The organism is Nocardia puris (genome assembly GCF_036051655.1).
GTDB classification, from domain to species: Bacteria; Actinomycetota; Actinomycetes; order Mycobacteriales; family Mycobacteriaceae; genus Nocardia; species Nocardia puris.
Genome location: NZ_CP107943.1, coordinates 1528304 through 1550143, shown reverse-complemented (window position 1 = coordinate 1550143; position 21840 = coordinate 1528304). Strand labels below are relative to the sequence as shown.

Below are 21840 nucleotides of genomic sequence, written 5' to 3'. Positions count from 1 at the left end.
GCGCGGGCGAGCCCGCTGTACCCACAACTGTGCACAGTAGGCGCAGGGTCCGTCCATATGCAATGAGTTGCATAATGGTGGGCGGGACGAATCCCGCCCACCATTGGTCAGCGTCTCCCGCCGCGCTCTCGGTACATGCGCCGCTGGTGCTTGGCGATGTCCTTCCATACCTGTTCGCGCTCGGCCTGCAACCGCTTGTCGGTGCGGGCCCGCATCCATTCGTTCTCGCGGGCCAGCTTGCGGTAGCTCTCGAGCCGGCGCTCGGTCAGCGCGCCGCTCTCGATCGCCGCACGTACCGCGCACCCGGGTTCGCCGTTGTGCGCGCAATCGTGGAATCGGCAAGCGGCCGCGAGGGATTCGATATCGCTGAACGTCTTCTCGATCCCGTCGGCGGCGTCCCAGAGCCCGATCCCGCGCAGTCCCGGCGTGTCGATGAGGGTGCCGCCGCCGGGCAGCGGGCGCAGCTCCCGGTGCACGGTGGTGTGGCGGCCCTTCTTGTCGACCGAGCGAACGGCGTTGGTGGCGAACACATCCGCGCCGAGCAGCGCGTTGGCGAGGGTCGATTTGCCCGCGCCGGACGGGCCGATCAGCGCGACGGTGCCGTCGAGCACGGCCGCGAGCACGTCGAGGCCGTGGCCGCCGGTCGCGCTGACCGCCAGCACGGTGGCGCCGGGCGCGATCGCGCGCACCTCGTCGAGCGGAATATCCTGCGCCGCATCGGCTTTGGTGAGCACGACGACGGGTTGCGCACCGCTTTCCCAGGCCAGGGCGAGCATGCGCTCGATCCGGCCCAGGTCCACGTCGCCGTCGGCGGCGGTGCAGATGAGCACCGTGTCGACGTTGGCGGCGAGCACCTGGCCCTCCGAGCGCCGCGACGCGGTGGAGCGCACGATCGCCGACCGGCGCGGCAGCACCGCGCGGACGGTCAGGCGCGCGTCCACGCCCACCCAGTCGCCGGTGCACAGCCCGCTGGGCTCGGCGTCGGGACGCGGACAGGTGGCGCGCGCGGGCCCGTCGGGCGTCACCACATCGCATTCGCTGCGATCCATGCGCACCACGCGCGCGGGCACACAGCCCTCGTCGAGGTGCGGCGCGTACTGATTGGCTACGGCTTCGGTCCAGCCGTAAGGGACGAGCAGGTCGTAGTCGACCATGATGGGGGAGTCCTTCGTTGGGCGCGGAGCCCGGAAGAAGGGCTCAGCGCGAGGAGAGGGAGGCGGAATCCGGTGCGGCGGCACGCGACAGCGCGGCGCACGCGGGCACGACAACGGCAACGTACGTCGTCACGATCCACCTCCCTCTCGACTCGGCCCGGCTCACGCCGGGATGCCCCACACGCTGCCAGACCAGCCCTGGCGCGGCAACCTGTTTTCCTACAGGGCGACCGCTACGCCAGCGGCGAGCACGAGGATCACCGCGAGCACGGCCCACGCGACATACATGACCACCACACCGGGCGTGGGCTGGGGCTCGGGGCCGAGGGCGCCGTTCAGCCAGACCTGCGCGGGTGCGCGGTAGTACACCCGGGTCGTGTGTCCCTCGATGACCGGGACGTAGGCGACGGCATTGCCGTACTCCATACCCAGCTGGCTCATGCCCGCGATCACCTGGTGCTGCCCCGCGGGCCCCGGCACCGCGTTCGTGCCCCACCGGGCCTGCGGCAGCGGATAGCCGTTCACGCGCAGCACGGGTTTGATGCCGATCTGCAGTGCCATCCTGGTCATCTCGACCGTCAGGCCCGTCGGCCCCGGCTCGAAGCGGAATTCGGGTGTCCCCGAGGGCATCTGCGCACGATTCACCCTGCCGGGATCGGTCACGGCACCTCCTCTTGCTCGGCGCACGAGTGTACCGGCGCCACGCCGACCGGGCCCGGCCTACTTCTCCGGCTTGCCGAACTGCTCGTTGCGGCCGAGCGAGCGCAGGTGGAACCACTCGCGCAGGCCCGCCGGGTCGCGCCGGGTGACGAGGAAGAACCAGGAGAAGCGAATCCACTCCTGTGGCAACAGCTTCCGCATTCCGGGCTGGGACATCAGGTAGCCGCGGTTGCGGTAGGTGAAGTAGCGCTTGACCGGATCGTCGGGATACTGGGTGTGCATGCGCCCGCCCAGGATCGGCTTGAACTCCGCCGCCCCGTTCGGGTGCAGGTAGGCCGTCTGCAGACAGGTGCCGAACGGCAGGCCCGAGCGCACCAGGCGCCGGTGCACCTCCACCTCGTCGCCGCGCACGAACAGCCGCAGATCGGGCACGCCGATCAGGTCCACCGCCCGCGCGGCGATCAGCGCGCCGTTGAACAGCGACGCGATGCCGGGCAGGAAATCGTCGTCGCCCAGCTCCGAGCGCTTGCGCCGCCACACCACACCGCGCCGCAGCGGGAAGGCCAGGCGGTCGGGATCGTCGATATCGCAGACCACCGGCGAGACCTCCGCCAGCCCGTGGCGCTCGGCGCAGTCGAGCAGGGTGGCCAGCACCTGGTCGCCGTCGGGGCGGCCGTCGTCGTCGGCCAACCACACCCAGTCCGCGCCCTGGCTGAGCGCGTGCAGGATGCCGAGCGCGAAACCGCCCGCGCCGCCCAGGTTGTGCGCCGACCCCAGGTAGGTGGTCGCCACCGGCTGCTGCTCGACCAGCTCGGCGACCTCGGGCTCGTTGCCGTTGTCGATCACGATCAGGTGGTCCACCGGACGCGACTGGGAGGCGAGCACTTTCAGCGATTCGGCGAGCAGCTCACGCCGCTTGTGGGTGACCACGACGGCCACCACTTTCGCGGTCGGGCCGGTATCGGCCGGAACCCAGTCCACCGCGGGCGCGGTCGAGTCGGCCGGGGCGTGGTCCCCAGCGGTGATGGGGGCGTCCTGCCCGGCCGGGGAGTTCATGCGTTGTTCCGCTCCAGTTCTCGTTCGCTGCCGTCGCGTTCGGCCGCCAATTCCTTCAGCACGGTCGCGACGTGATTCCCGGCGTCGGGCCCCTCGTACGCGCGCACCACGTCTTCGATGCCGCCGCGCTCCCGGATGCGACCGTGATCGATCCACAGCGCCGAATCGCAGAGTTGGGCGAGGAATTCGTTGGAATGGCTGGCGAACACCAGAATGCCAGAACGCGCGACGAGTTCCTGCAGGCGCAGCCGCGCTTTCTTCATGAATTCCGCGTCCACCGCGCCGATGCCCTCGTCGAGCAGCAGGATCTCCGGGTCGATGGAGGTGACCACGCCCATCGCCAGGCGCACCCGCATACCGGTGGAATACGTGCGCAGCGGCATCTGGAGGTATTCGCCGAGTTCGGTGAAATCGGCGATCTCGTCGATCTTGGCGAGCATCTGCTTGCGCGTCTGCCCGAGGAACAGGCCGCGGATGATGATGTTCTCGTAGCCGGAGATCTCCGGGTCCATGCCGACGCCGAGGTCGAATACCGGCGCCACCCGGCCCTGGATGCGGGCGCTGCCGCGGGAGGGTTCGTAGATGCCCGCCAGCAGGCGCAGCAGCGTCGATTTGCCCGCGCCGTTGTGGCCGACCAAGCCGATCCGGTCGCCCTCCTTCAGCGAGAGCGTGATGTCGCGCAGCGCCTCGACCACCACCACATCGGACTGGTTGCGCCCGATCGCGCCGCCCGCTTTCCCCAGGAAGGCCTTCTTCAGCGAGCGCGATTTGGCGTCGAAGATCGGAAATTCGACCCACGCGTCATGGGTTTCGATACTCACACTCATCGCGGCGGCTCCTACACCCAGTACGGTACGCGCGAACGGTACTTCTTCATGGCGACCAGGGCGAGAATCCAGCCGACCACGGTGATGACGCCGACGATCACCCAGTGCCGCAGCGCCTGCGGTTCACCGAGCAGCGGGGCGCGCACGATCTCCAGGTAATGGAAGGTGGGGATGATCTCCACCAGCCGGGCCCGGTCGCTCGCGCCGCCGATCTGATCTTCGAGCGTCTTGGTGGTCCACATGACCGGCGTCAGCACGAACAGCATCAGCGTCATGCTGCCCAGAATCGGCGCGATATCGCGGTAGCGGGTGCTGAAGATGCCGAACAGGATCGACACCCACATCGAGTTGAGGAAGATCAATCCGATCGCGGGTATCGCCAGCAGGCTCGCCCAATGCAGGTTGCGCCAGACCCCGAACGCGACCAGCAGCACGAAATAGATGCCGACGTTGTGGATGAAGAACAGGAACTGCCGCCACACCAGCCGGTACACGTGCACGCTCAACGCCGAGGGCAGCTGTTTGATCAGGCCCTCGTTGGCGATGAACACCTCCGAACCCTCGAGGATGCTCGCGCTGATCACGTACCAGAAGATCAGGCCGACGGTCACGTAGGGCAGGTACTCGCGCAGCGGCTGGCCGAGCAGGGTGGCATAGAGGATGCCCATCGCCGCGGCCTGCACGGCGGTGGCGATGGTGATCCAGAACGGGCCGAGCACCGAGCGCCGGTAGCGCTGCTTGATGTCCTGCCAGCCCAGCGAGAGCCACAGTTCGCGCTGCCCGAAGCCGTCGCGCATGTCCTTGAACGCGCGCCGCCAGGTCTGCGAATCCGAGGCCGGGGGCGTGCTCATCCGGCCCGCCGACTCCTCGGCGGTCGCGGCATCGGCACCCGGACTCTGATCTGACGACACTGGGCTCACTTCGGGACTATTGCTCTCTTCGTGACTTTCGCTCTCATCGGGGCGCGGCGTACTCACGTCGGCGTCGGTACGAGCGGCTGCGGAGGGCACGGTGGTCGAGACTACCTGGGGCACCGTCCCCGAGGTCCGCAGGTACACGCCGGACCGGGCCGCGAACAGCTGGTTACAGGTACTGTCCGGACCCGCCCGTGACGTGATCGGCCCGGCCGCCGCGCGGGTCGACCGCGTGCATCCCCGGCGGCAGCGCGCCCTGGCGCATCTGCTCGAGCTGGGCCCGCGCGGCCATCTGCTGGGCGAACAGCGCGGTCTGGATGCCGTGGAACAGGCCCTCCAGCCAGCCGACCAGCTGGGCCTGGGCGATGCGCAGCTCCGCGTCGGAAGGCACCGCGTCGTCGGTGAACGGCAGCGTCAGGCGCTCCAGCTCGTCGCGCAGCTCGGGGGCCAGGCCCTGTTCGAGCTCGCGCACCGAGGACTTGTGGATCTCCTTGAGGCGGCTGCGGCTGGCGTCGTCCAGGGGGGCGGCGCGCACCTCTTCGAGCAGCTGCTTGATCATGGTGCCGATCCGCATCACCTTGGCCGGCTGTTCCACCATGTCGGCCAGCGATTCGCCGCCGTCCTCGCGCTCGCTCGCCTCGCCTGCGGGTTCGTCGTCGTCCGCGATCACCTGTCCGGTCAGGGGCGTGCCGTCCGCGCCGGCGGGGATGGCGAGCGGCCTGCCGTCGGGACCGACCACGACGATGGATTCGGGTGCCTCATCCGGATGCGTCATGGTCCCCATCATGTCGCGTTGTCGTCCGGCGCGCTAACGCCGGTCGCGGCGGCCCCCGCTGCCGCGCTCGCGGCGCGCGACTATTCTGTCCGGGTCCGTGTGGTTCGGATTTCCCTGAAGGTCGGTTGCCATGCTGATTCCCGGTTCGCGCCGTCGCCGCGCGCCGCTTCCGCGTGCGATCGGGGTGTGCGACGCGGTTACACGGCATCGCCGGATGCCCTTAGAGTGGCCAGCATGACTTACGACGTCGCGAGGGTTCGGGGCCTGATACCGTCCCTGGGCGACGGCTGGATCCACCTCGATCCGCAGGCGGGCATGCTCGTCCCGGACGCGGTATCCCGCGCCGTGTCAACGGGTTTCCGCACGTCGTCGTTCTCCCACATCGGCCGCCACTCCGCCTCGGCCCGCAGTGCCGCCATTCTCGACGCCGCCCGCGAGGCCGTCGCCGACCTGGTCGGCGGCGATCCGGCCGGGGTGGTGCTCGGCCCCGACCGCGCGGTGCTGCTGGCCTGGCTCGCGGAATCGCTGAGCTCGCGCCTCGGGCTCGGGACCGGCATCGTGCTGTCCCGCCTGGACGACGAGGCCAACGTCGCGCCGTGGCTGCGCATCGCCAACCGCTACGGCGCGCACGTGCGCTGGGCGGAGGTCGAGATCGAGACCTGCGAGATGCCGTCCTGGCAGTTCGAGGAGCTGATCGGGCCGACCGCCCGGCTGGTCGCGCTCACCGCGGCCTCACCCATCGTCGGTTCCGCGCCCGCGGTGCGGGTGGCCGCGGACCGCGTGCACGAGGTGGGCGGTCTGCTGGTGGCCGACGCGTTCGGCGCGGCGCCGTACGCGCTCATCGACATCGACGAACTCAACGCCGACGTGGTGGCGCTCAGCGCGCCCGCGTGGGGCGGCCCGCAGATCGGCGCACTGGTGTTCCGCGATCCGGCGTTCCTGGACCGCATCCCGTCGATGTCGCTGAACCCCTACGCCAAGGGGGCTGAACGGCTCGAGGTGGGCGGGCACCAGTACGCGCTGCTGGCGGGGCTCACCACGTCCATCGACTTCCTCGCCGGGCTGGACGAACGCGCCACCGGCACCCGCCGCGAGCGGCTGGAGATCTCGATCACCTCGCTGCAGGACTACCACGACCAGCTGTTCGAGCACCTGATGGACACGCTCGACAAGATCCCCGAACTCACCGTCATCGGCCGCGCCTCCACCCGCATCCCCACCGTCAGCTTCACCATGGCGGGGATGCAGGCGGAGAAGATCGCCGCCAAACTCGCCGACGCCCGCATCGGCACGCTCAGTGGCGTGCACGGCGGCAGCAGGCTGCTCGACGCGCTGGGCGTCAACGACGAGGGCGGGGCGGTCACGGTGGGACTCGCGCCGTACACGACGAAGTTCGAGATCGATCAGCTGGGGCGGGCGCTGTCGGCGCTGGAGTGAACGGGCGCGCCCCCTCACTCCTCGCGTACGCGCAGCACGACCTTGCCGAAGGTGCCCGAGCCGTCCAGCAGGCGGTGGGCCTCGGCCGCCTCGGTGATCGGCAGCTCGGCGTGCACCACCGGCACGATCTGGCCCTCCGCGATCGCGGGCCACAGTTGCCCGCGCACCTGCGCGACGATCTCGGCCTTGCTGCCGGTGCCGACGGCCGGGCGGTTGCGCACGTTCGTCGCGTGCACGGTGCCCCACTTGCCCAGCAGCGCGGCCAGATTCAGCTCGCCCTTGACCCCGCCCTGCATCCCGATCACCACCAGGTGCCCGTGCGGGGCGAGCGCGTCGACGTTCCGGGAGAGGTACGCCGCGCCCATGATGTCGAGGATGATGTCGGCGCCCGGCCCGCCCAGCCCCTGCTCCGCGCGCACGACCTCCACGAAGTCGCGCTCGCGATAGTTGATCAGCACGCTCGCCCCCAGCTCGGCGCACCGCGCCAGCTTCTCGTCCGAGCCCGCTGTCACCGCCACCCGCGCGCCGCGCCGCGTCGCCACCTGGATCGCGTGCGTGCCGATCCCGCTGCCGCCGCCGTGGATCAGCACCAGCTGCCCGGCGTGCAGCCCGGCGGTCATCACCAGGTTCGACCACACCGTCACCGCCGCCTCCGGCAGCGCCGCCGCCGCGGCCAGATCCAGGCCGTCCGGCACCGGCAGCACCTGCGTGGCGGGCACCGCGACCCGCTCGGCGTACGCGCCGCCGGAGAGCAGCGCGCACACCCGGTCGCCGACCCGCCAGTCCCGCACCCCGTCGCCGAGTTCGGCGATCACGCCCGAGCACTCCAGCCCCAGGATCTCGCTCGCCCCGGCGGGCGGCGGATACATCCCGCGCCGCTGCAAGAGGTCGGCGCGGTTCACGCCCGCCGCCACCACGTCGATCAGCACCTCGCCGTGCGCGGGCGCCGGGTCGGGGCCCTTGCCCCACTCCATCACCTCGGGCCCGCCGACACCGTTCAGCTCCATCGCGCGCATCACCCCATACTGCCCGCGCCACACCGTGTCCGAAACGCCCGGCAACGGTGCGGGAAATCTCACAACGGACTAGCGTTCCGGAGCGTGAGCAGCTTCATCGACTTCCAGAACGAGATCTATCTGGGCGGACTCGGCGGCGCGCTACCCGAATTGCCCATGACGGCGGCGGGTTTGGAGCAGCGCGCGGCCGAGGTGCTCGGGGAAGCCGAATTCGCGTACGTCGCGGGCAGCGCGTCGGGGGAGCGCACCGCCGCCGCCAACCGCGCCGCGTTCGACAAGTACCGGATCGTGCCGCGGATGCTGCGCGGCACCACCGGGCCCGGCGCGCGCGATCTGTCGGTGGAGGTGCTCGGCACCCGGCTGGCCGCGCCGGTGCTCACCGCGCCCATCGGCGTGCTGGAGCTGATGCACGAGCGCGGCGAGGTGATCGTCGGCGAGGTCACCAAGGAACTCGGCATCGGCGACGTGCTGTCCACGGCGTCGTCGTCGACCATCGAGGAGGTGGGCGCGGCCGCGGGCGAGTGGTGGTACCAGCTGTACTGGCCCAATGACCACGAGCTGGCGCGCTCGTTCGTGGAGCGGGCCGAGCGCGCGGGCGCCAAGGCCATCGTCGTCACCGTCGACACGCCCACGCTGGGCTGGCGCCCGCGCGACCTCGAACTGGCGCACCTGCCGTTCCTGCACGGCAAGGGCATCGCCAACTACCTGTCCGATCCGGTGTTCCGCGCCAAGCTGCCCGCGCCGCCGGAGGAGAGCGAGGACGCGATGCGCGTCGCGATCCTCACCTGGGTCGGCCTGTTCGGCAACCACACGCTGCGCCCCGCCGACCTGACGCACCTGCGCGAATGGACCGATCTGCCGATCGCGGTGAAGGGCATCCTGCACCCCGACGATGCCCGCCAGGTGGTGGACGCGGGCGCCGACGCGGTCGTCGTGAGCAACCACGGCGGCCGCCAGGTCGACGGCTCCATCGCCGCGCTGGACGCGCTGCCCGCCGTGGCAGCGGGCGTCGGCGACCGCGCCGACGTGCTGTTCGACTCCGGCGTGCGCACCGGCTCCGACGTGCTCATCGCGCTGGCGCTCGGCGCCAAGGCGGTGCTGTACGGCAGGCCCTACGCCTACGGTCTCGGCATCGCGGGCCGGGCGGGGGTGAAGCACGCGCTGCGGTTGCTGCTCGCCGATTTCGATCAGGCGCTGGGGCTTTCGGGATGCGCGAGTCCCGCGGAACTGTCGAGGTCGATGATCTCGGTGCTGCGCTGACGGAAGCGATTTTCCCAGTTCACACCCGCTTTAGAATGATCAAGTGCATCCAGAACAGACTGGTCGTCCGCTCACCGAACCGCGCTGGCTGACGCCGGCGCAGCAGCGGGCCTGGCGGGCCTACATGGACGGCCACCAACGCCTGATGACCGCGCTCAACCGGCAGCTGCAACGCGACAGCGATCTCAGCCTGCCCGAATATCGCATCCTGGTGCTGCTCTCCGAGGCCCCCGGCCGATCGCTGCGCATGAGCGAACTCGCCGACGGCGTGCTCTCCTCCCGCAGCAGGCTCACCCACCAGATCCGCCGCATGGAGGCCCAGGGCATGGTCCGGCGCAACACCGTCGTCGAGGACGGCCGCGGCGTGCGCGCCGAACTCACCGACGAGGGCCTGCGCCGCCTCGCCGCCGCCGCGCCAGGCCACGTCGAAGCCGTCCGCCGCGACTTCATCGACCCCCTCACCCCCGACCAACTCGACCTGGTCGGCGAGATCTTCGCCCGCATCGACCGCGTCATCGATGCGCGCGGCGACTGACCCGTCCGTTACTATCGGGGCCCTGGAGACGTGGCAGAGCGGCCGAATGCACTCGCCTTGAAAGCGAGCGTCGCGAGAGCGACCGGGGGTTCAAATCCCTCCGTCTCCGCTCAACTTCCGCAGGTCAGCCAGCCGACCGGCGACGCGGCTGAATCCGAACCGGGCGAACGCTTCGGCTTGTCACGATTTGTCACAACCGCGTTCAAGCTCCGAGCGGCGTCGGCCAGCGCGTCCGCCTGGCTGTGCACGTACGTCCGCATCGTGAACGCCGCATCGCAATGCCCCAGCCCCGCCGACACGACCGCGATCGGCACGTTCTGAAGATGCAGCAACGTCCCGCAGGTGTGCCGGGCATCGTGAAGCCGGATATGCCGCACCTTCGCCGCCTGGCACACGCTGTGCCATCCCCGAGACAGTTTGTCGGGGTGGACCGGTTCCCCCGCCTCATCGCACACCACGTACAGCCCTTCGCCGTAGCTCTCACCCAGTTCGAGCCGTTCCGCCGCCTGCTTCGCCCTCGCCCGCTCGAGAACCTCCGTGATCGCCGGAGTAAGCGGCAGACTCCGCCGAGACTTCTCCGTCTTGGTCGTCTTCTCGATGACCTTGCCGTCAACCTGAATGCGCGTGTTCTCGACTGTCAGCGTTCCGTTGCCGAAATCAACGTCACTCCAACGCAATCCGGCGATCTCGCCGCGTCTGAGCCCGGTCAGGGCAAGGTCCCACGCATGGCCAATCCGGTCACCATCAGCCGCCGCGAGCACCCTGCGAACTTCGGCCGCGCTGTAGGTGTCCATCTCCTTCTTCGACCCCGGCACCCGATCCACCAGCTTCGCGACGTTGCGCGCCAACCGGCCTTGACCTATCTGCGAATCGAGATGAGGTTCCCCCGCTAATCCGGGGAGCGGATTATCTGGTTCCGGCTGGAACCTGTTGATGGTAGCCGGCTTCGAACTCGTCGGGTGATCGCCAGCCGAGCTTCTTCTGGATGCGCTGGGAGTTGTACCAGCCGTCGATGTAGGCGAACAGGGCGTTCTCGGCCTCGTCGCGGGTGCGCCAGGTCCGCCGGTAGACCAGCTCGGTCTCGAGAGTGGAGAAGAAGTTCTCCATCAACGCGTTGTCGTAACTGTCGCCGACCGATCCCATCGATTGCGCGATCCCGATGTCGGCCAACCGATTAGCGAACCGGATCGCGGTGTAGGTCGAACCGCGGTCGCTGTGGTGAATCAACTGCCCGTCACGGATCTCCCGGCCCCAGACCGCGTACTCCATCGCGCCGAGTACCAACTCGGTATCACAGCGGTCAGAGGTCTTCCAGCCCACGATCCGATTAGAGAACGCATCGCGCACCGCGGCCAGCCAGAACGCACCCTGACCACACAGAACACGAGTGGCATCGGCCACCCACAGCCGGTTCGGTTCCGCGGCGGTGAAGTTGCGTTCGACCAGATCCGGCGCCGGTGTGGCCCGCGGATCCTGCCGGGTCGAACCGAGCCGCCACTTCTTACGCAGGAACGCTCCCTGCAACCGCGAGGCCCGCATCAACCGTTCCACACGTTTGCGTCCGACCCGGAAACCTCTGCGCCGCAACATCGCATGCACTCTCGGCGACCCATTAGTGCCGCCGGAACTGGTATGAATGTCGACGATCTCGGCCAACAGCTTCTCGTCTTCGACATGACGATCCGACGGCTGTCGCGCGCGTTTGCGCCATTCGTAATAGGTCGAGGACGCGATGCCCAGGACCCGTAGTAGGAGCTCGACCGGGTGCTGGCTGTTCTGTTCGATGAACCGCATGATCACCGCCGGGTCGGGCCGAGCTCCGAAGCGAAATACGCACTCGCAGAACGCAATATCTCGTTCACCCGCTCCAACTCCGCGACCCGCTTCTTCAACGCGCGGTTCTCGGCGGCCATGTCGGTGGTCGGCCTGTCGGCGCGTTCGCCGGCATCGGCCTCGGCTTGGCGGATCCAGTTCCGCAACGCCTCGTGATGCACCCCGAGCTGGGCGGCGAGCTTGCGGATCGTCGGCTTGGGATCGGACTCCCGATACAACCGCACGGCCCGCGCCTTCAACTCATCTGGATACTTCTTCGGTGCTGCCACGAATGACTCCTTCCGGCCCCTACCGGACCACAATCAGAGCCCTCCGAGAAAGCGGGGGAACCTCACTGCGGTGCCAGCGGCCACCGCTACACCGACCACCTATGTTCTCGATGCGTGCTCGCCGACCGGCTCGACGCGCTGCTGTCGGCCCCCGGCCGCCCGGTGCCCGCGCACCTCGAACCCGTCCGCCAGGTGCTACTCGGCGTCACCGACCCGCGGAGCGCCCTGCACTGGCTCCGCAGCAGCCGCACACCCGCGCTGCTCGCCGAGCTGGCCACCCTCAGCGAACCGATCACTCACGACACACTCGATGCCCTGGCGCCGACTCCAGCGCGCAGCTACATCCGCGAACTGCTGATCACCAGCGGCATCCTGGAACCCCGCAACGAATACTTCGGATCCATACCCGCCTGGGCCGACGCCCTCCTAGCCGACGTCGCAGCACAGCATCGGCAGATGCTCTCTCCCTTCGTCCACTGGTTCCTACTGCGCCGGGCCCGCCAACGCGGCAGCACCTCCCACAGTTCCGCCGCCTTCCTACGCTCGCGACTGCGCCGAGCAGCTGACCTACTCGCCTGGATTGACGAACACCAACTCACCCTCGGCACCCTCACCCAGGGCGAGTTCGAGCAATGGCTCTCAGACGGCAACACGACCCGAACAAACATCGACGCATTCATCAGCTGGGCCACAGCGCGCGGCCTGATCAGCAGCATCACCTTGCCCCGCAAATCCCAGCACGGACCGCTGGGCCTCCTCGACTAACAAGAACGCCGAACTCACCTGCACCGCTGCCTCAACGACACCGGGCTGCCCCTGCCCCTGCCCCTGCCCCTGCCGCTGCGAGTCGCAGGGGCGCTGATCCTGCGGTTCGGGCTCGAAGGAACCCGTGTCGCGCACCTCACCCGCAGTGATCTGCACGATGACGGCGACCGGATCCGACTCGCGATCGACTCCCACCGCATCGAACTGCCGCCGAAACTGGCCACCCTCATCCGCGAGCTGCGCGACGCTCCCGCAACTCCGTCGCTGATGAACCGGGCGGTCGGCGGATCGGTCTGGCTCTTCCCCGGGCGCTATCCGTCTCGCCCGATCGGCAGGTCGCACTTCTGCAAAATGCTTGCTGCCGAAGGCATTGCAGTCAGGGACGGACGCAACAGCGCTCGCTATGCCCTTGCGAGCCATCTTCCAGCCGCGATCCTGGCCGACCTGACCGGCTCAAGCATTGCCACCGCTGTCGGCTGGACCCAGTGGTCCAAACGCAACTGGTTCGACTACGTCGCGATCCGGGCTGGTTCTATCGGTGATCTCTGACGTCACCGATCGGTGGATCCTGACGTCGCCCCAGATCCGACGATGTTTGTATCGGCGAATTTTGACGTCGCAATCTTGGTTGTGAGTGGTCAGCCCCGCAACGCCTGGGTTCTCAGCACGTCGACCTCGCAGCCTGGCGAGGTCGGATCGAAACCGTGCTCCACCAGCCAGCGGACTCCCCGCAGGCTACGCAACGACCACCAGGCGCGGATCACGTCAAGGTCGACGTCGGAGCCGTACCCGGCAACGACGTCACCGAGGTGTTCCGGGTGTCCGAGCGTCAGGGTGGCGAGGTCATACAAGGGATCACCCTGTGCCGCCTCCGACCAGTCGATAATGCCCGTGACCTCGTCACCGTCGACGAACACGTGAGAGATCTGGAGGTCGCCGTGTGTGAATACCGGCGTCCACGGCCGGAGCGCGATCTCGGCTATCCGACGGTTGTATGCGACAACGTCGGCAGGAACCACCCCGCTCCTGACAATCCATGCACATTCGCGGTCGAGCTCCGATGCGAGCGCGTCGAGGCTGCGGCCGGGCCATGGCGGTAGCGGCGCGTCGTGCAGCTTCCGTATCGTGGCGCCCACCGCCGCCCACGCCGCTGGTGGTGCAGTCGACGGCTCACCGAGGCGACCGAGTGTCGTCCCTGGCAGAGCGGCGAGCGCGAGCACGGGCGGGTTGCGCCACAGAACCTCGGGGGTCGGGATCGGTGCCCTGGCCATCGCCTCGACCTCGACGTCGGTGTTCGACTGCTCAGCGTCAATCTTCAGGAACACTGCGCCGACGCGCAGAGTCGCGCGCTCGTGATGGGCGACGACGACCTCGACTTCTTTCACGTCGGAGATTATGGCTGGGATAGCCATCGACGTCGCCGCGATTATCGCGGGCCAGTGGCCCGTCGCTGGCTTGCCGAGCGTTGTCTCAACGGGTCTTCCCAGAACCTCTGCTGGTCCCCGCTGTCACCGTTGGGGGCTGCTGCAGGATCGGGTGACAGCGGTTAGGCAGCTTGTCGGGCTGCTGGAGCCATGATGGTTTCGAATTCGATTGGGGTCAACCGGCCGAGCCTGGCTTGTCGACGACGCCGGTGGTAGGTGCGTTCGATCCAGGTGACGATCGCGATCCGGAGCTGCTCGCGGGTGTCCCAACGCTGTCGGTCCAAGACGTTGCGTTGCAGCAGGCTGAAGAAGCTTTCCATGGCGGCGTTGTCAGCGGCCGCGCCGACACGGCCCATGGATCCGACCATGCGATGACGGTTGAGCGCGCCGACGAATCTCCGCGAGCGAAATTGAGATCCGCGGTCGGTGTGGATCACGCAACCGGACACGTCACCGCGTCGGGCAACGGCATTGTTCACCGCGGTCACCGCCAGTCGAGACTTCATCCGGGATCGATCGAATACCCGATGATCCGGTTGGAGGAGACGTCTTTGACCGCGCACAAGTACAGCTTGCCTTCGCCGGTCTGATGCTCGGTGATGTCACTGAGCCACAGGCGATTTGGTGCGTCGCTGCGGAAGTTGCGCTGTACCAGGTCGTCATGGACGGGCGGCCCCGGTTTGCCGTTCTTGCCACGCCGCGGCTTGCCGAACGCGCTCCACCACCGATTCGTCGAACAGATCCGCCACGCGGTCCGCGCACTCATCGATTCACCGGCTTCGCGGGCTTCGTCGGCGAGAAACCGGTAGCCGAACTCAGGGTCGTCGCGATGCGCGTCGAACAACGCGTTGGCGCGATACGCCTCGGCGAGTTCGCCAGTGGTCACCGGATCTGCCAGCCATCGGTAGTAGGGCTGGCGAGCGAGCTGCAGCACCCGGCACGTCACCGCCACAGGGATTCCCTTCGGCGGCAAGCTCTTTCACGAGCGGGTAGAGCCTTTTCCCGGGATCTGTGCCTGCGACAGATACGCCGCGGCGCGGCGCAGGACCTCGTTCTCCTGTTCCAACAGGCGAATCCGGCGGCGAGCATCCCGCAACTCGACCGACTCGCTGCGAGTGGTCCCGGGCTTGTTCCCGTCATCGATCTCGGCTTGGCGCATCCATTTCGACAACGTCATCGGATGAACCCCGAAATCGGCCGCGACCTGCTCCAGGTCACTCCGTCGTCGCGGTTGCGAGCGACCCGCACGACGTCGTCGCGGAACTCTTTCGGATACGGCTTGGGCACTGCGACATCCTCTCAGGCCTGCCTCTCGGCAAGCCACCTCGGTTGTCACCCACCCCTGCAGCAGCCCCGTCCATCCAGCGAAGAACTCGTTCGCTGCGCTGCCCGTCCACCCGTCGTCGAGCACCGAATCCACGTCGACGCCAGCCGAATCCAACGCTGACTTCAACTCTTCAGCCAGCGCATAGACCTGGTTGCCGACCGCACGGACCTTCTCCGGCACCACGCTCAGGCTCTGAGTACTCGGTGTTCCCCCCTCGGTCACGGTCGAGAAGCCTACCGGCCCGATCGAGCGGCTGTCGACGTCGTTGCGCCGGGATGTAGCCGCCACGCCGCCCGAGCGCGGACGGAGTCCGCACCAGAAAACGACTGGCAACGCGGTGGTCCTTCCCCCAACTTTCTCGGAATCCGCGGTGCCACGGCGTCATTCTCCTCGCGGCCCTCGGTTCGGCGGTTAGCCGCACGCTCAGCGGGGGATCTCCCATCCTCGGGCCCGCGCGAGGTCGGTCAGCCAACGTTCGGCGCCGTGCGCGTCCTCGGCTCGGCGCCCCTTCGGGAAGGTGACGATGCCCGCGTAGACGGTGCAGTCGAGGGTGCCGGTGACGGCGAAGCCGCGGTACCCGAGGCCCGGTGGGTCGGCGCGCCGGTCGGTCGGGGGAAGGTCGTCGAGCAAGCGGGCCAGTTCGCGTGCCTGCGGCGCCGTCAGCGTCCACGCGGGGTTGGGACGGCCGCTGAACAGGTCCAGCTCGACGGAGAATTCCGGGGTCATCGCACCGCCGCACGCCGTGCACAGCGCGCCCGTCGCGATGACTCGCACGAAGGCCCGTCTACCGATGTCATCAGTGATGCCGGCTCGATTCTCGTCGGAGGCGCGACCACTCGGAAGGACGCTCATCCCACTGTCCCACGCAGGTGGTATCGCCAACAGTCCCCTGGTCCCACCGCTTCGATTCCGGGTAGCGAACTACTCGTGTGACGACCCGCGCCGCCTGCCACGATTGTTTCGCACTTTCCGCTCGACCGATCCCAGGTCGGTAGGCACCGCGACCGCGCGGAGAACACCTTCAACGGCCCGACCGGCACGACATCGACCGGTCCGCCATTCAGTACCACTTTCCAGGAGCAGCGATGCTGCGCATCACGATCGACGCCTTCTCGGGTCGACCCAATCCTTACTATTACGTGGACGGCGAGCAGTCGCGCCAATTGCTGCGCGATGTCGCCGCCAGGCCCGATGTCGCCACCGAGCCGGACTCCGGTTTCGACGGACTCGGCTTCCGGGGCGCGCTGGTCCAGGCCATGGACGACGATGGCGAAACCTTCGGCCTGCCAAGGGAATTCAAGATCGATGCGACCCACGCGGGCGGTGTGGGACTCGACTTCGCCGAACGCCTCATCCGCGGCCTCGGTACCTACGACGCGGTCACCGACGGCGTTGTCGCGCCCGAAACCGACGTGCAGAACCTCTTGGCGATGCTCGATTTCGTGCGCTCGCCCCGCGAGACGGTCGAGGATCGGTCCGGCGCCCCGGCCGAGGTCGCCCCCGACTCCGACACGTGCTACATCGAGCGCTCCAAGTTCAATCCGGGATTCTGGAACGACCCGGCGGTCATCCTGAAGAACAACTGCTACAACTACGCGAGCAACTGGCGCACCAACACCTTCGCCCAGCCCGGACTCGGCGCCGGCGCGAAGTACACCGCGTTCACCTGCGCCGAGCTCACCCGCGCGTCGTTGGCCGACGGCTGCCACCGGCGTTTCCACTGCTTCCCCGACGCCGAGAAGCCGCGCAGGCTGGTGGCCCTCGTCGTGGCCCGCAATCAGGACTTCCACTGGTACCGAATCCATTCGGCCGCCGAGGGATTCTGGGGACACAAGCCCGGCCGAACGGCGGCCCGCAACACCGACAACAGCGGCCGCGTGATCGTGAATCCGGAGACCTGTGATCGCGGGCCCTACCGCGATTTCTGCGGGTACTTCTACACCTGCAAATCGCAGGCGCATCGGATCCGGTAGCCGGCGATGACGAACAAAGTGAGCGAGGCGTTGCGGGTTCTGCTCGACAACGCCCGCGACTACGACACGATCGAGGTCGACATCTTCCTGCACGGCGAGCCCGCGGCCGAATTCCGCGCCGCCGACGGCGCGGGCCGGGATGCCGCCACCGCGATGAAGGAGCGGGCCGCCGCCGACCAGCGCGATCTGCTGGACTACCTGCGGGGCCGGTCGGCGGAGGACTCGGAGCCCGCCGAGGGTGTCGCCGTGCCCAAAGTGGCGGGGCTGGACACCTCCTGGTCGACGAACTCGATCTCGGCGCGACTCACACCCGACGTGCTGCGGGCCGTCCTGGCCCGCGCGGACGTCGCCTCCGTGGACATCTCACGCACCGTGGACATCGAGGACCTCCTCGATGCGCCCACCACGACCCGTCCCGCGCGGGTGCGCGAGCGGGCACGGGCGGCCGGCGACAGCGCGCTGCCGCAGCCGACGTGGAGCGTGACCCGCGTGAAAGCGCCCCTGCTGTGGCAGCTCGGCGTCACCGGCGACGGCGTGGTCGCGGCGGTCATCGATACCGGCGTGAACTACGACCACCCCGATCTGGCGGATCGGATGTGGGACGGCGGCCCCGAATTCCCGCACCACGGTTGGGATTTCTGGTTCGACGACGACGATCCGAGGGACGACAGGGGCCACGGCACCTCGTGCGCGGGCATCGTCGCCGGAACCGGATCAGCCGGTGCGCGAACAGGAGTCGCACCGGGCGCCACCATCATGGCGCTGCGCGTCGGCGGCACCGAGAACAGGTATTGGCGCGCATTCGAATTCGCGATCGAGCACGGTGTGCACGTCATCAGCATGTCGATGTCGTGGAAGTTCCCGAGCAACCCCAATTACACGGGGTGGCGGCGCGCGACCGAGGCGATCGCGGCGGCGGGCATCCTGCACGCGAACAGCATCGGGAATCAGGGTGATCAACCCGGGCTCTATCCGATCCCGTACAACATCGCGACGCCGGGGAACTGTCCGCCGCCGCGAATTCATCCGTCGCAGAACCCCGTCGGCGGCACCGCGTCGGCCATCGGCTGCGGCGCCACCGATGTCTCCGATCAACTCGCCGGGTATTCCGGGCGCGGCCCGGCAGAGTGGGGCAAACCGCCCTACACCGACTATCCCTACGCGAACGGAATGCGCCCGGGCCTCATCAAGCCGGACATCTGCGCTCCCGGGCCCGGCACGACCTCGTGCAACTACCTCCACGACGGCTCCGGCACGGGAAGCTCCTTGCCCTACAGCGGATTCGGCGGCACGTCCGCGGCGACTCCGCACGTCGCGGGATGCCTCGCACTGCTCGCCCACGCCTGTCTGATCGCGAACACGCCGATCGTGCCGGTGCGGGTGCAGGAGGCGATCGAGAACACGGCGGCGCGCGTCGTGGGCCAGCTCCGGGACAAGGAGAACCATTTCGGCGCCGGACGGATCGACGTCTACGCGGCGTACCGGTACGGGGCGGACAAAGGCTGGTGGTGAGGTTTCACCGGCGGAGAAAGAGGTGACGACGATGGCAGATTTCACGCGGGTCGAATTCGCGGTGGAATGGAACAGCGCGGCCGTGGTGCCGGGGACCGTCTGCGGTTTCCGCGCACTGCCCGCCGCGTGGAGCGTGGCGGCGGCGGTGATCAACACCGCGCGCAACTTCGGGCATATCGAGAAGTTCGTCTGGGGCAATGCGGACGCGTGGGCCACCGACTACGAGCACCCCGCGGTGGTATCCACCGGGGATTCGCTCAACATGGTGGACAACACGCACCTGATGTATGTCTCCGGCCACGGCGCCGCGGAAACGGCGGTGTCGTTGGCCTCCAACCACTTCGGGTGTCGCGCGTTCTACCGGAACATGCGACTCGGTGTGCGCAGGCTGCGGTGGCTCGTCCTCGACCTGTGCGACGCCGTGACCGAGAACCCGGACGTCGGCACCAGCGTGATGCGCACCTGGGACACGCCGACCTCGGGCGTCGCCGGGCAGCCCCGGCGCGCGCTGCACGTGCTGTGCGCCTTCATCGGCACCGAATTCCCCGGAATCGACACCAACCGCGGCGCCGAATTCCTCACCGCGGTGTCGCGGGGCACCCCGGTCGGCACCGCATGGCTCGACGCCGCGTTCGCGCGCTCGGGCAGCAACACCAACAGGCCGATCGCGATCGCCTGTGGCCGCGACGGGCCCGACTCCCGGTTCCGGCGCGACCACGGCAAGCTCTCCGATCGCGACGCCGGGCCCGTGCCCTCGAATCATCTGGCCTGGAAATGGCGGAGTTAGGAGCAAGGAGATGGACTACGACGCGCTCGCCGCACGTTGGCGCGGCTTCGAGGCGGCCACCAACATCTACCGGGTGGACCCGCGCGTCGACCCGCTGGACGACCTCGACGCACTCGCTGAACGCGCCGGGCTGAAACGGGATTCGAGCCGGAGCTGGACCGAGTTCGGCCCGCTGCTCGAGCTCGAGGACGAATCGCGCCTGGTGACGGTCTACCGCCCCTCGCGCGCGGTGCAGTACGTGGACCGCGATCGCTGGCAGGTCGACGACGGAGAGTCGAACCTGGACATCAGCGACGCGGATGCGATCGACGCGGCGGTCCGGGCCGTCGATCACCTCGACCTGGCCGACGGTGAGGTGTTCACGCCGGAGCGAGTCACCCGCCTGCACGTCGCGTCCGCCGAGATCGGCGGCGAGCCGGCGTACCCGCGGGTGATCGACGCCGGGGTGATCCTCGCCCGCGAGCTCGACGGCGTGCCCGTGCTCGGCCAGGGTGGCTGTCTCGTGGTCTACCTCGACGCGAAGCACGAGCTGACGGGATTCGAACGGACGGCGCGGCGCATCGCCGGGATCCACGAGCCGGTCCGCGCGCTGCGGACCCTGGACGATGTGCTCGGCGAGGTCGAGGATTACTGGCACCTGTCCCGCGACAGCGGATTCCTCGTGCGCGACGCGCATTTCGGATACCTGGAGTTCGGCCGTCTCCAGGAACAGGAGTACATCCAGCCGGTGTATACGCTCGATCTCCGGCTGCCGGATCAGGACAACGAGGAGACGCGGACCGTGCAGCATGTCGTCCCCGCCGCCGTCAACGGCGTGGGACCCCTGATGCCGCAGGCCACCGGACCCGAATCGGGCACCCGTCCCACGGGCTGACGCCGACCGGATCACACCCGGGATACCGGCGACCTCAGCCGCCGGTATCCCGCCGCACGAAATTGGGGCGCAGGTCGTCGTCGGGCGGATCGAAGTACCGGTGGAAGGTGGGCGTCAGTCCGGAGGAGATCGGCGGATTCACCCACGACCAGTCCGTCGGGCATTTCCGCCCGGCGGATTCCTCCTTGGCGACGTGTTCGCAGAACTGTTTGGCGACGGTGTGGTGGTCGACGATGTGCACCTTCGCCTTCCGGTAGCTGTGCAGCACAGCCTTGTTCAGCTCGATCAGCGCTTGGTCGCGCCACAGGGTGCGCGCGTGGGAGGTGTCCAGGCCCATCATGTCGGCGATCAGCGGCAGCATGTTGTAGCGGTCGGTGTCGCTGAAATTGCGCGCGCCGATCTCGGCACCCACGTACCAGCCGTTGAAGGGTGCGAAAGGGTAAGTGATCCCGCCGATTTCGAGGTTCATGTTCGACACGGCGGGCACCGCATGCCATTTCAGCCCGAGTCCGGCGAACCACTCGAATTCCGGGTGCTCGAGCTCCACTTCCCACGCGATCTCCGGCGGCACCTCGAACCAGCGGATCGGTTCGTCGGGTGTGCTGATCAACAGCGGCAGGATATCGAAAGGCGTTCGCGCACCGCGCCATCCGAGTTTCATCGCGAACTCGGTGATCGCGATATTGGCCGGGTCGCCGGTGACGGTGCCGTCGCCGTTGCGGTATCCGGCATAGCGGATGAGTTGCGGGCTGACGATCCGGTACTCCCGCCCGTCGGGCCTGCGCGGCGGGCCGACGGTGATCAGGGATTGCACCGCACCGCCATTGGTGGCCATGTGCAGGTGCTGCCAGCACACCTCGGCCAGTTCACGCGCCGTGGTCACGCGCCGGGCGTCGAGCAATTTCAGTGAGCGCCAATGTTTGCGGCCCACGCAGCGGGCGTGGTTGCGCCAGGCCAGCCGGGCGCCGATCTGGATCTCCTCGGCGGTCTGCACGTACGTGCCGGTGTCGCGCAGTTGGGCGAGCGCGGCGCGGCGGCGCTGGTCGGACAGGTGGGCGAGTTCGGGCTGTCGGAAGAATTCATCGCATTCGCGCAGTCGCCGTCCGAGATCGAGACCGAAAGGTTCGGTACCGACGGTGGTTTCGGGCGGAATGGCGGGCAGAACGTGGTTCACGGGGTTCTCCGGTCGGGCATCAGGTACTGCGGCCGAACAGAACATTTGCGAGTGGGCAACGCGACAAACCGACCGGTCCGGTGGATCACGCGACCGGATGCCGCGCCGTTGCCCTGCGATTGCCCGAAAACCGCTCGGTCGGTGGGCATTCGGGCGTGATGGATGGACGTGTGGGACAGGATCGCTGCTGTATGCGGTCATATGATCCCCATCGACGTCCGTGGAAGCGTCCGATCGTCAGGGTACGGCGGGTGTGCTGGCCGTGTGC

General features: G+C 68.3%; 22 protein-coding genes, 1 tRNA gene and 1 pseudogene. 10 read left to right on the top strand and 14 right to left on the bottom strand.

All coding sequences use genetic code 11. The features are described from left to right. Nucleotides 1-107: 107 nt before the first annotated feature. The 6 genes from rsgA to OHB21_RS06815 form a co-directional block, all read right to left on the bottom strand. The gene (gene rsgA, locus OHB21_RS06840) at nt 108-1154 is read right to left on the bottom strand and encodes a ribosome small subunit-dependent GTPase A (RefSeq protein ID WP_067509712.1); all 1047 of its coding nucleotides are present in this window, start codon (nt 1152-1154) and stop codon (nt 108-110) included. 219 nt (nt 1155-1373) lie between these two features. Continuing rightward, complete coding sequence (locus tag OHB21_RS06835) at nt 1374-1817, bottom strand: hypothetical protein (RefSeq protein WP_147265837.1); 444 nt, start codon at nt 1815-1817, stop codon at nt 1374-1376. Nucleotides 1818-1874: 57 nt separating this feature from the next. Continuing rightward, nucleotides 1875-2870, bottom strand: a complete 996-nt coding sequence (gene glfT1 / locus OHB21_RS06830; protein ID WP_084537713.1) for a galactofuranosyltransferase GlfT1 — start codon at nt 2868-2870, stop codon at nt 1875-1877. Next, on the bottom strand, nt 2867-3697 hold the full coding sequence (gene wzt / locus OHB21_RS06825) for a galactan export ABC transporter ATP-binding subunit Wzt/RfbE (protein WP_067509708.1): 831 nt from the start codon (nt 3695-3697) through the stop codon (nt 2867-2869). Before wzt ends, glfT1 begins: the two co-directional genes overlap by 4 nt. An 11-nt stretch (nt 3698-3708) precedes the next feature. After that, nucleotides 3709-4548, bottom strand: coding sequence for a galactan export ABC transporter permease subunit Wzm/RfbD (wzm, locus tag OHB21_RS06820; protein WP_067509707.1), 840 nt, complete (start codon nt 4546-4548; stop codon nt 3709-3711). Between the two features lie 232 nt (nt 4549-4780). Then, nucleotides 4781-5386 (bottom strand): bacterial proteasome activator family protein, encoded by a 606-nt coding sequence (locus tag OHB21_RS06815; protein WP_067509859.1) that lies wholly within the window; start codon nt 5384-5386, stop codon nt 4781-4783. 234 nt (nt 5387-5620) lie between these two features. On the opposite strand from OHB21_RS06815, the gene OHB21_RS06810 reads away from it, so the two are divergent. Continuing rightward, a complete protein-coding gene (locus OHB21_RS06810) occupies nt 5621-6823 on the top strand; it encodes a cysteine desulfurase-like protein (protein WP_067509705.1) in 1203 nt (400 codons plus the stop codon). 14 nt (nt 6824-6837) lie between these two features. On the opposite strand, the gene OHB21_RS06805 is transcribed toward OHB21_RS06810, so the two are convergent. Continuing rightward, complete coding sequence (locus tag OHB21_RS06805) at nt 6838-7839, bottom strand: NAD(P)H-quinone oxidoreductase (protein ID WP_067509703.1); 1002 nt, start codon at nt 7837-7839, stop codon at nt 6838-6840. A gap of 84 nt (nt 7840-7923) precedes the next feature. Here OHB21_RS06805 and OHB21_RS06800 point away from each other — a divergent pair, with 84 nt between their 5' ends. The 3 genes from OHB21_RS06800 to OHB21_RS06790 all read left to right on the top strand — a co-directional run bounded on the left by OHB21_RS06800 (nt 7924) and on the right by OHB21_RS06790 (nt 9743). Then, on the top strand, nt 7924-9099 hold the full coding sequence (locus OHB21_RS06800) for a lactate 2-monooxygenase (protein WP_195124900.1): 1176 nt from the start codon (nt 7924-7926) through the stop codon (nt 9097-9099). A gap of 124 nt (nt 9100-9223) precedes the next feature. Continuing rightward, nucleotides 9224-9634, top strand: coding sequence for a MarR family winged helix-turn-helix transcriptional regulator (locus tag OHB21_RS06795; protein ID WP_084537739.1), 411 nt, complete (start codon nt 9224-9226; stop codon nt 9632-9634). A gap of 24 nt (nt 9635-9658) precedes the next feature. Further along, nucleotides 9659-9743: transfer RNA gene (locus tag OHB21_RS06790), tRNA-Ser, on the top strand. 1 nt (nt 9744) lies between these two features. On the opposite strand, the gene OHB21_RS06785 is transcribed toward OHB21_RS06790, so the two are convergent. Genes OHB21_RS06785 through OHB21_RS06775 form a run of 3 tightly spaced genes read right to left on the bottom strand, consistent with a single transcriptional unit; the run spans nt 9745 to nt 11736 of the window. After that, nucleotides 9745-10482, bottom strand: a complete 738-nt coding sequence (locus OHB21_RS06785; RefSeq protein WP_228789700.1) for a site-specific integrase — start codon at nt 10480-10482, stop codon at nt 9745-9747. 58 nt (nt 10483-10540) lie between these two features. Then, a complete protein-coding gene (locus OHB21_RS06780) occupies nt 10541-11485 on the bottom strand; it encodes an IS3 family transposase (protein WP_324192205.1) in 945 nt (314 codons plus the stop codon). Continuing rightward, on the bottom strand, nt 11431-11736 hold the full coding sequence (locus tag OHB21_RS06775; protein WP_195124898.1) for a transposase: 306 nt from the start codon (nt 11734-11736) through the stop codon (nt 11431-11433). The genes OHB21_RS06780 and OHB21_RS06775 overlap by 55 nt, the downstream gene beginning before the upstream one ends. A 114-nt stretch (nt 11737-11850) precedes the next feature. On the opposite strand from OHB21_RS06775, the gene OHB21_RS06770 reads away from it, so the two are divergent. Further along, the gene (locus OHB21_RS06770; RefSeq protein WP_195124897.1) at nt 11851-12501 is read left to right on the top strand and encodes a hypothetical protein; all 651 of its coding nucleotides are present in this window, start codon (nt 11851-11853) and stop codon (nt 12499-12501) included. A gap of 267 nt (nt 12502-12768) precedes the next feature. Continuing rightward, nucleotides 12769-13050 carry a hypothetical protein gene (locus tag OHB21_RS06765; protein WP_195124896.1) on the top strand — a complete coding sequence of 94 codons (282 nt, stop codon included), beginning with the start codon at nt 12769-12771 and terminating at the stop codon, nt 13048-13050. Nucleotides 13051-13139: 89 nt separating this feature from the next. Here OHB21_RS06765 and OHB21_RS06760 read toward each other — a convergent pair whose 3' ends face one another. The 3 genes and pseudogenes from OHB21_RS06760 to OHB21_RS06750 all read right to left on the bottom strand — a co-directional run bounded on the left by OHB21_RS06760 (nt 13140) and on the right by OHB21_RS06750 (nt 16026). Then, nucleotides 13140-13886: a phosphotransferase family protein gene (locus tag OHB21_RS06760; protein ID WP_195124895.1), complete on the bottom strand. Its 747-nt coding sequence runs from the start codon at nt 13884-13886 to the stop codon at nt 13140-13142. Nucleotides 13887-14047: 161 nt separating this feature from the next. Beyond that, nucleotides 14048-15212: pseudogene (locus tag OHB21_RS06755) on the bottom strand (IS3 family transposase). 463 nt (nt 15213-15675) lie between these two features. Then, nucleotides 15676-16026 carry a hypothetical protein gene (locus OHB21_RS06750; protein WP_067508070.1) on the bottom strand — a complete coding sequence of 117 codons (351 nt, stop codon included), beginning with the start codon at nt 16024-16026 and terminating at the stop codon, nt 15676-15678. Nucleotides 16027-16337: 311 nt separating this feature from the next. Here OHB21_RS06750 and OHB21_RS06745 point away from each other — a divergent pair, with 311 nt between their 5' ends. The 4 genes from OHB21_RS06745 to OHB21_RS06730 are packed head-to-tail and all read left to right on the top strand — an operon-like array spanning nt 16338 to nt 20398. Continuing rightward, nucleotides 16338-17225, top strand: coding sequence for a hypothetical protein (locus tag OHB21_RS06745; protein ID WP_067508068.1), 888 nt, complete (start codon nt 16338-16340; stop codon nt 17223-17225). Nucleotides 17226-17231: 6 nt separating this feature from the next. Further along, complete coding sequence (locus OHB21_RS06740; RefSeq protein WP_195126131.1) at nt 17232-18737, top strand: S8 family peptidase; 1506 nt, start codon at nt 17232-17234, stop codon at nt 18735-18737. Nucleotides 18738-18768: 31 nt separating this feature from the next. After that, on the top strand, nt 18769-19524 hold the full coding sequence (locus OHB21_RS06735; RefSeq protein ID WP_067508064.1) for a DUF6345 domain-containing protein: 756 nt from the start codon (nt 18769-18771) through the stop codon (nt 19522-19524). A 10-nt stretch (nt 19525-19534) separates the two neighbouring features. Next, a complete protein-coding gene (locus tag OHB21_RS06730; protein WP_067508062.1) occupies nt 19535-20398 on the top strand; it encodes a hypothetical protein in 864 nt (287 codons plus the stop codon). A 34-nt stretch (nt 20399-20432) separates the two neighbouring features. Here OHB21_RS06730 and OHB21_RS06725 read toward each other — a convergent pair whose 3' ends face one another. Then, nucleotides 20433-21551 carry a nitric oxide synthase oxygenase gene (locus tag OHB21_RS06725; RefSeq protein ID WP_067508113.1) on the bottom strand — a complete coding sequence of 373 codons (1119 nt, stop codon included), beginning with the start codon at nt 21549-21551 and terminating at the stop codon, nt 20433-20435. Nucleotides 21552-21840: the final 289 nt, after the last annotated feature.

Bases quoted from the DNA above. Each gene is read 5' to 3' on its own strand.
- wzm (WP_067509707.1), bottom strand. From the start codon at position 4,548: ATGAGCACGCCCCCGGCCTCGGATTCGCAGACCTGGCGGCGCGCGTTC.
- OHB21_RS06740 (WP_195126131.1), top strand. From the start codon at position 17,232: ATGACGAACAAAGTGAGCGAGGCGTTGCGGGTTCTGCTCGACAACGCC.
- wzt (WP_067509708.1), bottom strand. From the start codon at position 3,697: ATGAGTGTGAGTATCGAAACCCATGACGCGTGGGTCGAATTTCCGATC.
- OHB21_RS06730 (WP_067508062.1), top strand. From the start codon at position 19,535: ATGGACTACGACGCGCTCGCCGCACGTTGGCGCGGCTTCGAGGCGGCC.
- glfT1 (WP_084537713.1), bottom strand. From the start codon at position 2,870: ATGAACTCCCCGGCCGGGCAGGACGCCCCCATCACCGCTGGGGACCAC.
- OHB21_RS06815 (WP_067509859.1), bottom strand. From the start codon at position 5,386: ATGACGCATCCGGATGAGGCACCCGAATCCATCGTCGTGGTCGGTCCC.
- OHB21_RS06810 (WP_067509705.1), top strand. From the start codon at position 5,621: ATGACTTACGACGTCGCGAGGGTTCGGGGCCTGATACCGTCCCTGGGC.
- OHB21_RS06805 (WP_067509703.1), bottom strand. From the start codon at position 7,839: ATGCGCGCGATGGAGCTGAACGGTGTCGGCGGGCCCGAGGTGATGGAG.
- OHB21_RS06735 (WP_067508064.1), top strand. From the start codon at position 18,769: ATGGCAGATTTCACGCGGGTCGAATTCGCGGTGGAATGGAACAGCGCG.
- rsgA (WP_067509712.1), bottom strand. From the start codon at position 1,154: ATGGTCGACTACGACCTGCTCGTCCCTTACGGCTGGACCGAAGCCGTA.
- OHB21_RS06745 (WP_067508068.1), top strand. From the start codon at position 16,338: ATGCTGCGCATCACGATCGACGCCTTCTCGGGTCGACCCAATCCTTAC.
- OHB21_RS06795 (WP_084537739.1), top strand. From the start codon at position 9,224: ATGGACGGCCACCAACGCCTGATGACCGCGCTCAACCGGCAGCTGCAA.
- OHB21_RS06765 (WP_195124896.1), top strand. From the start codon at position 12,769: ATGAACCGGGCGGTCGGCGGATCGGTCTGGCTCTTCCCCGGGCGCTAT.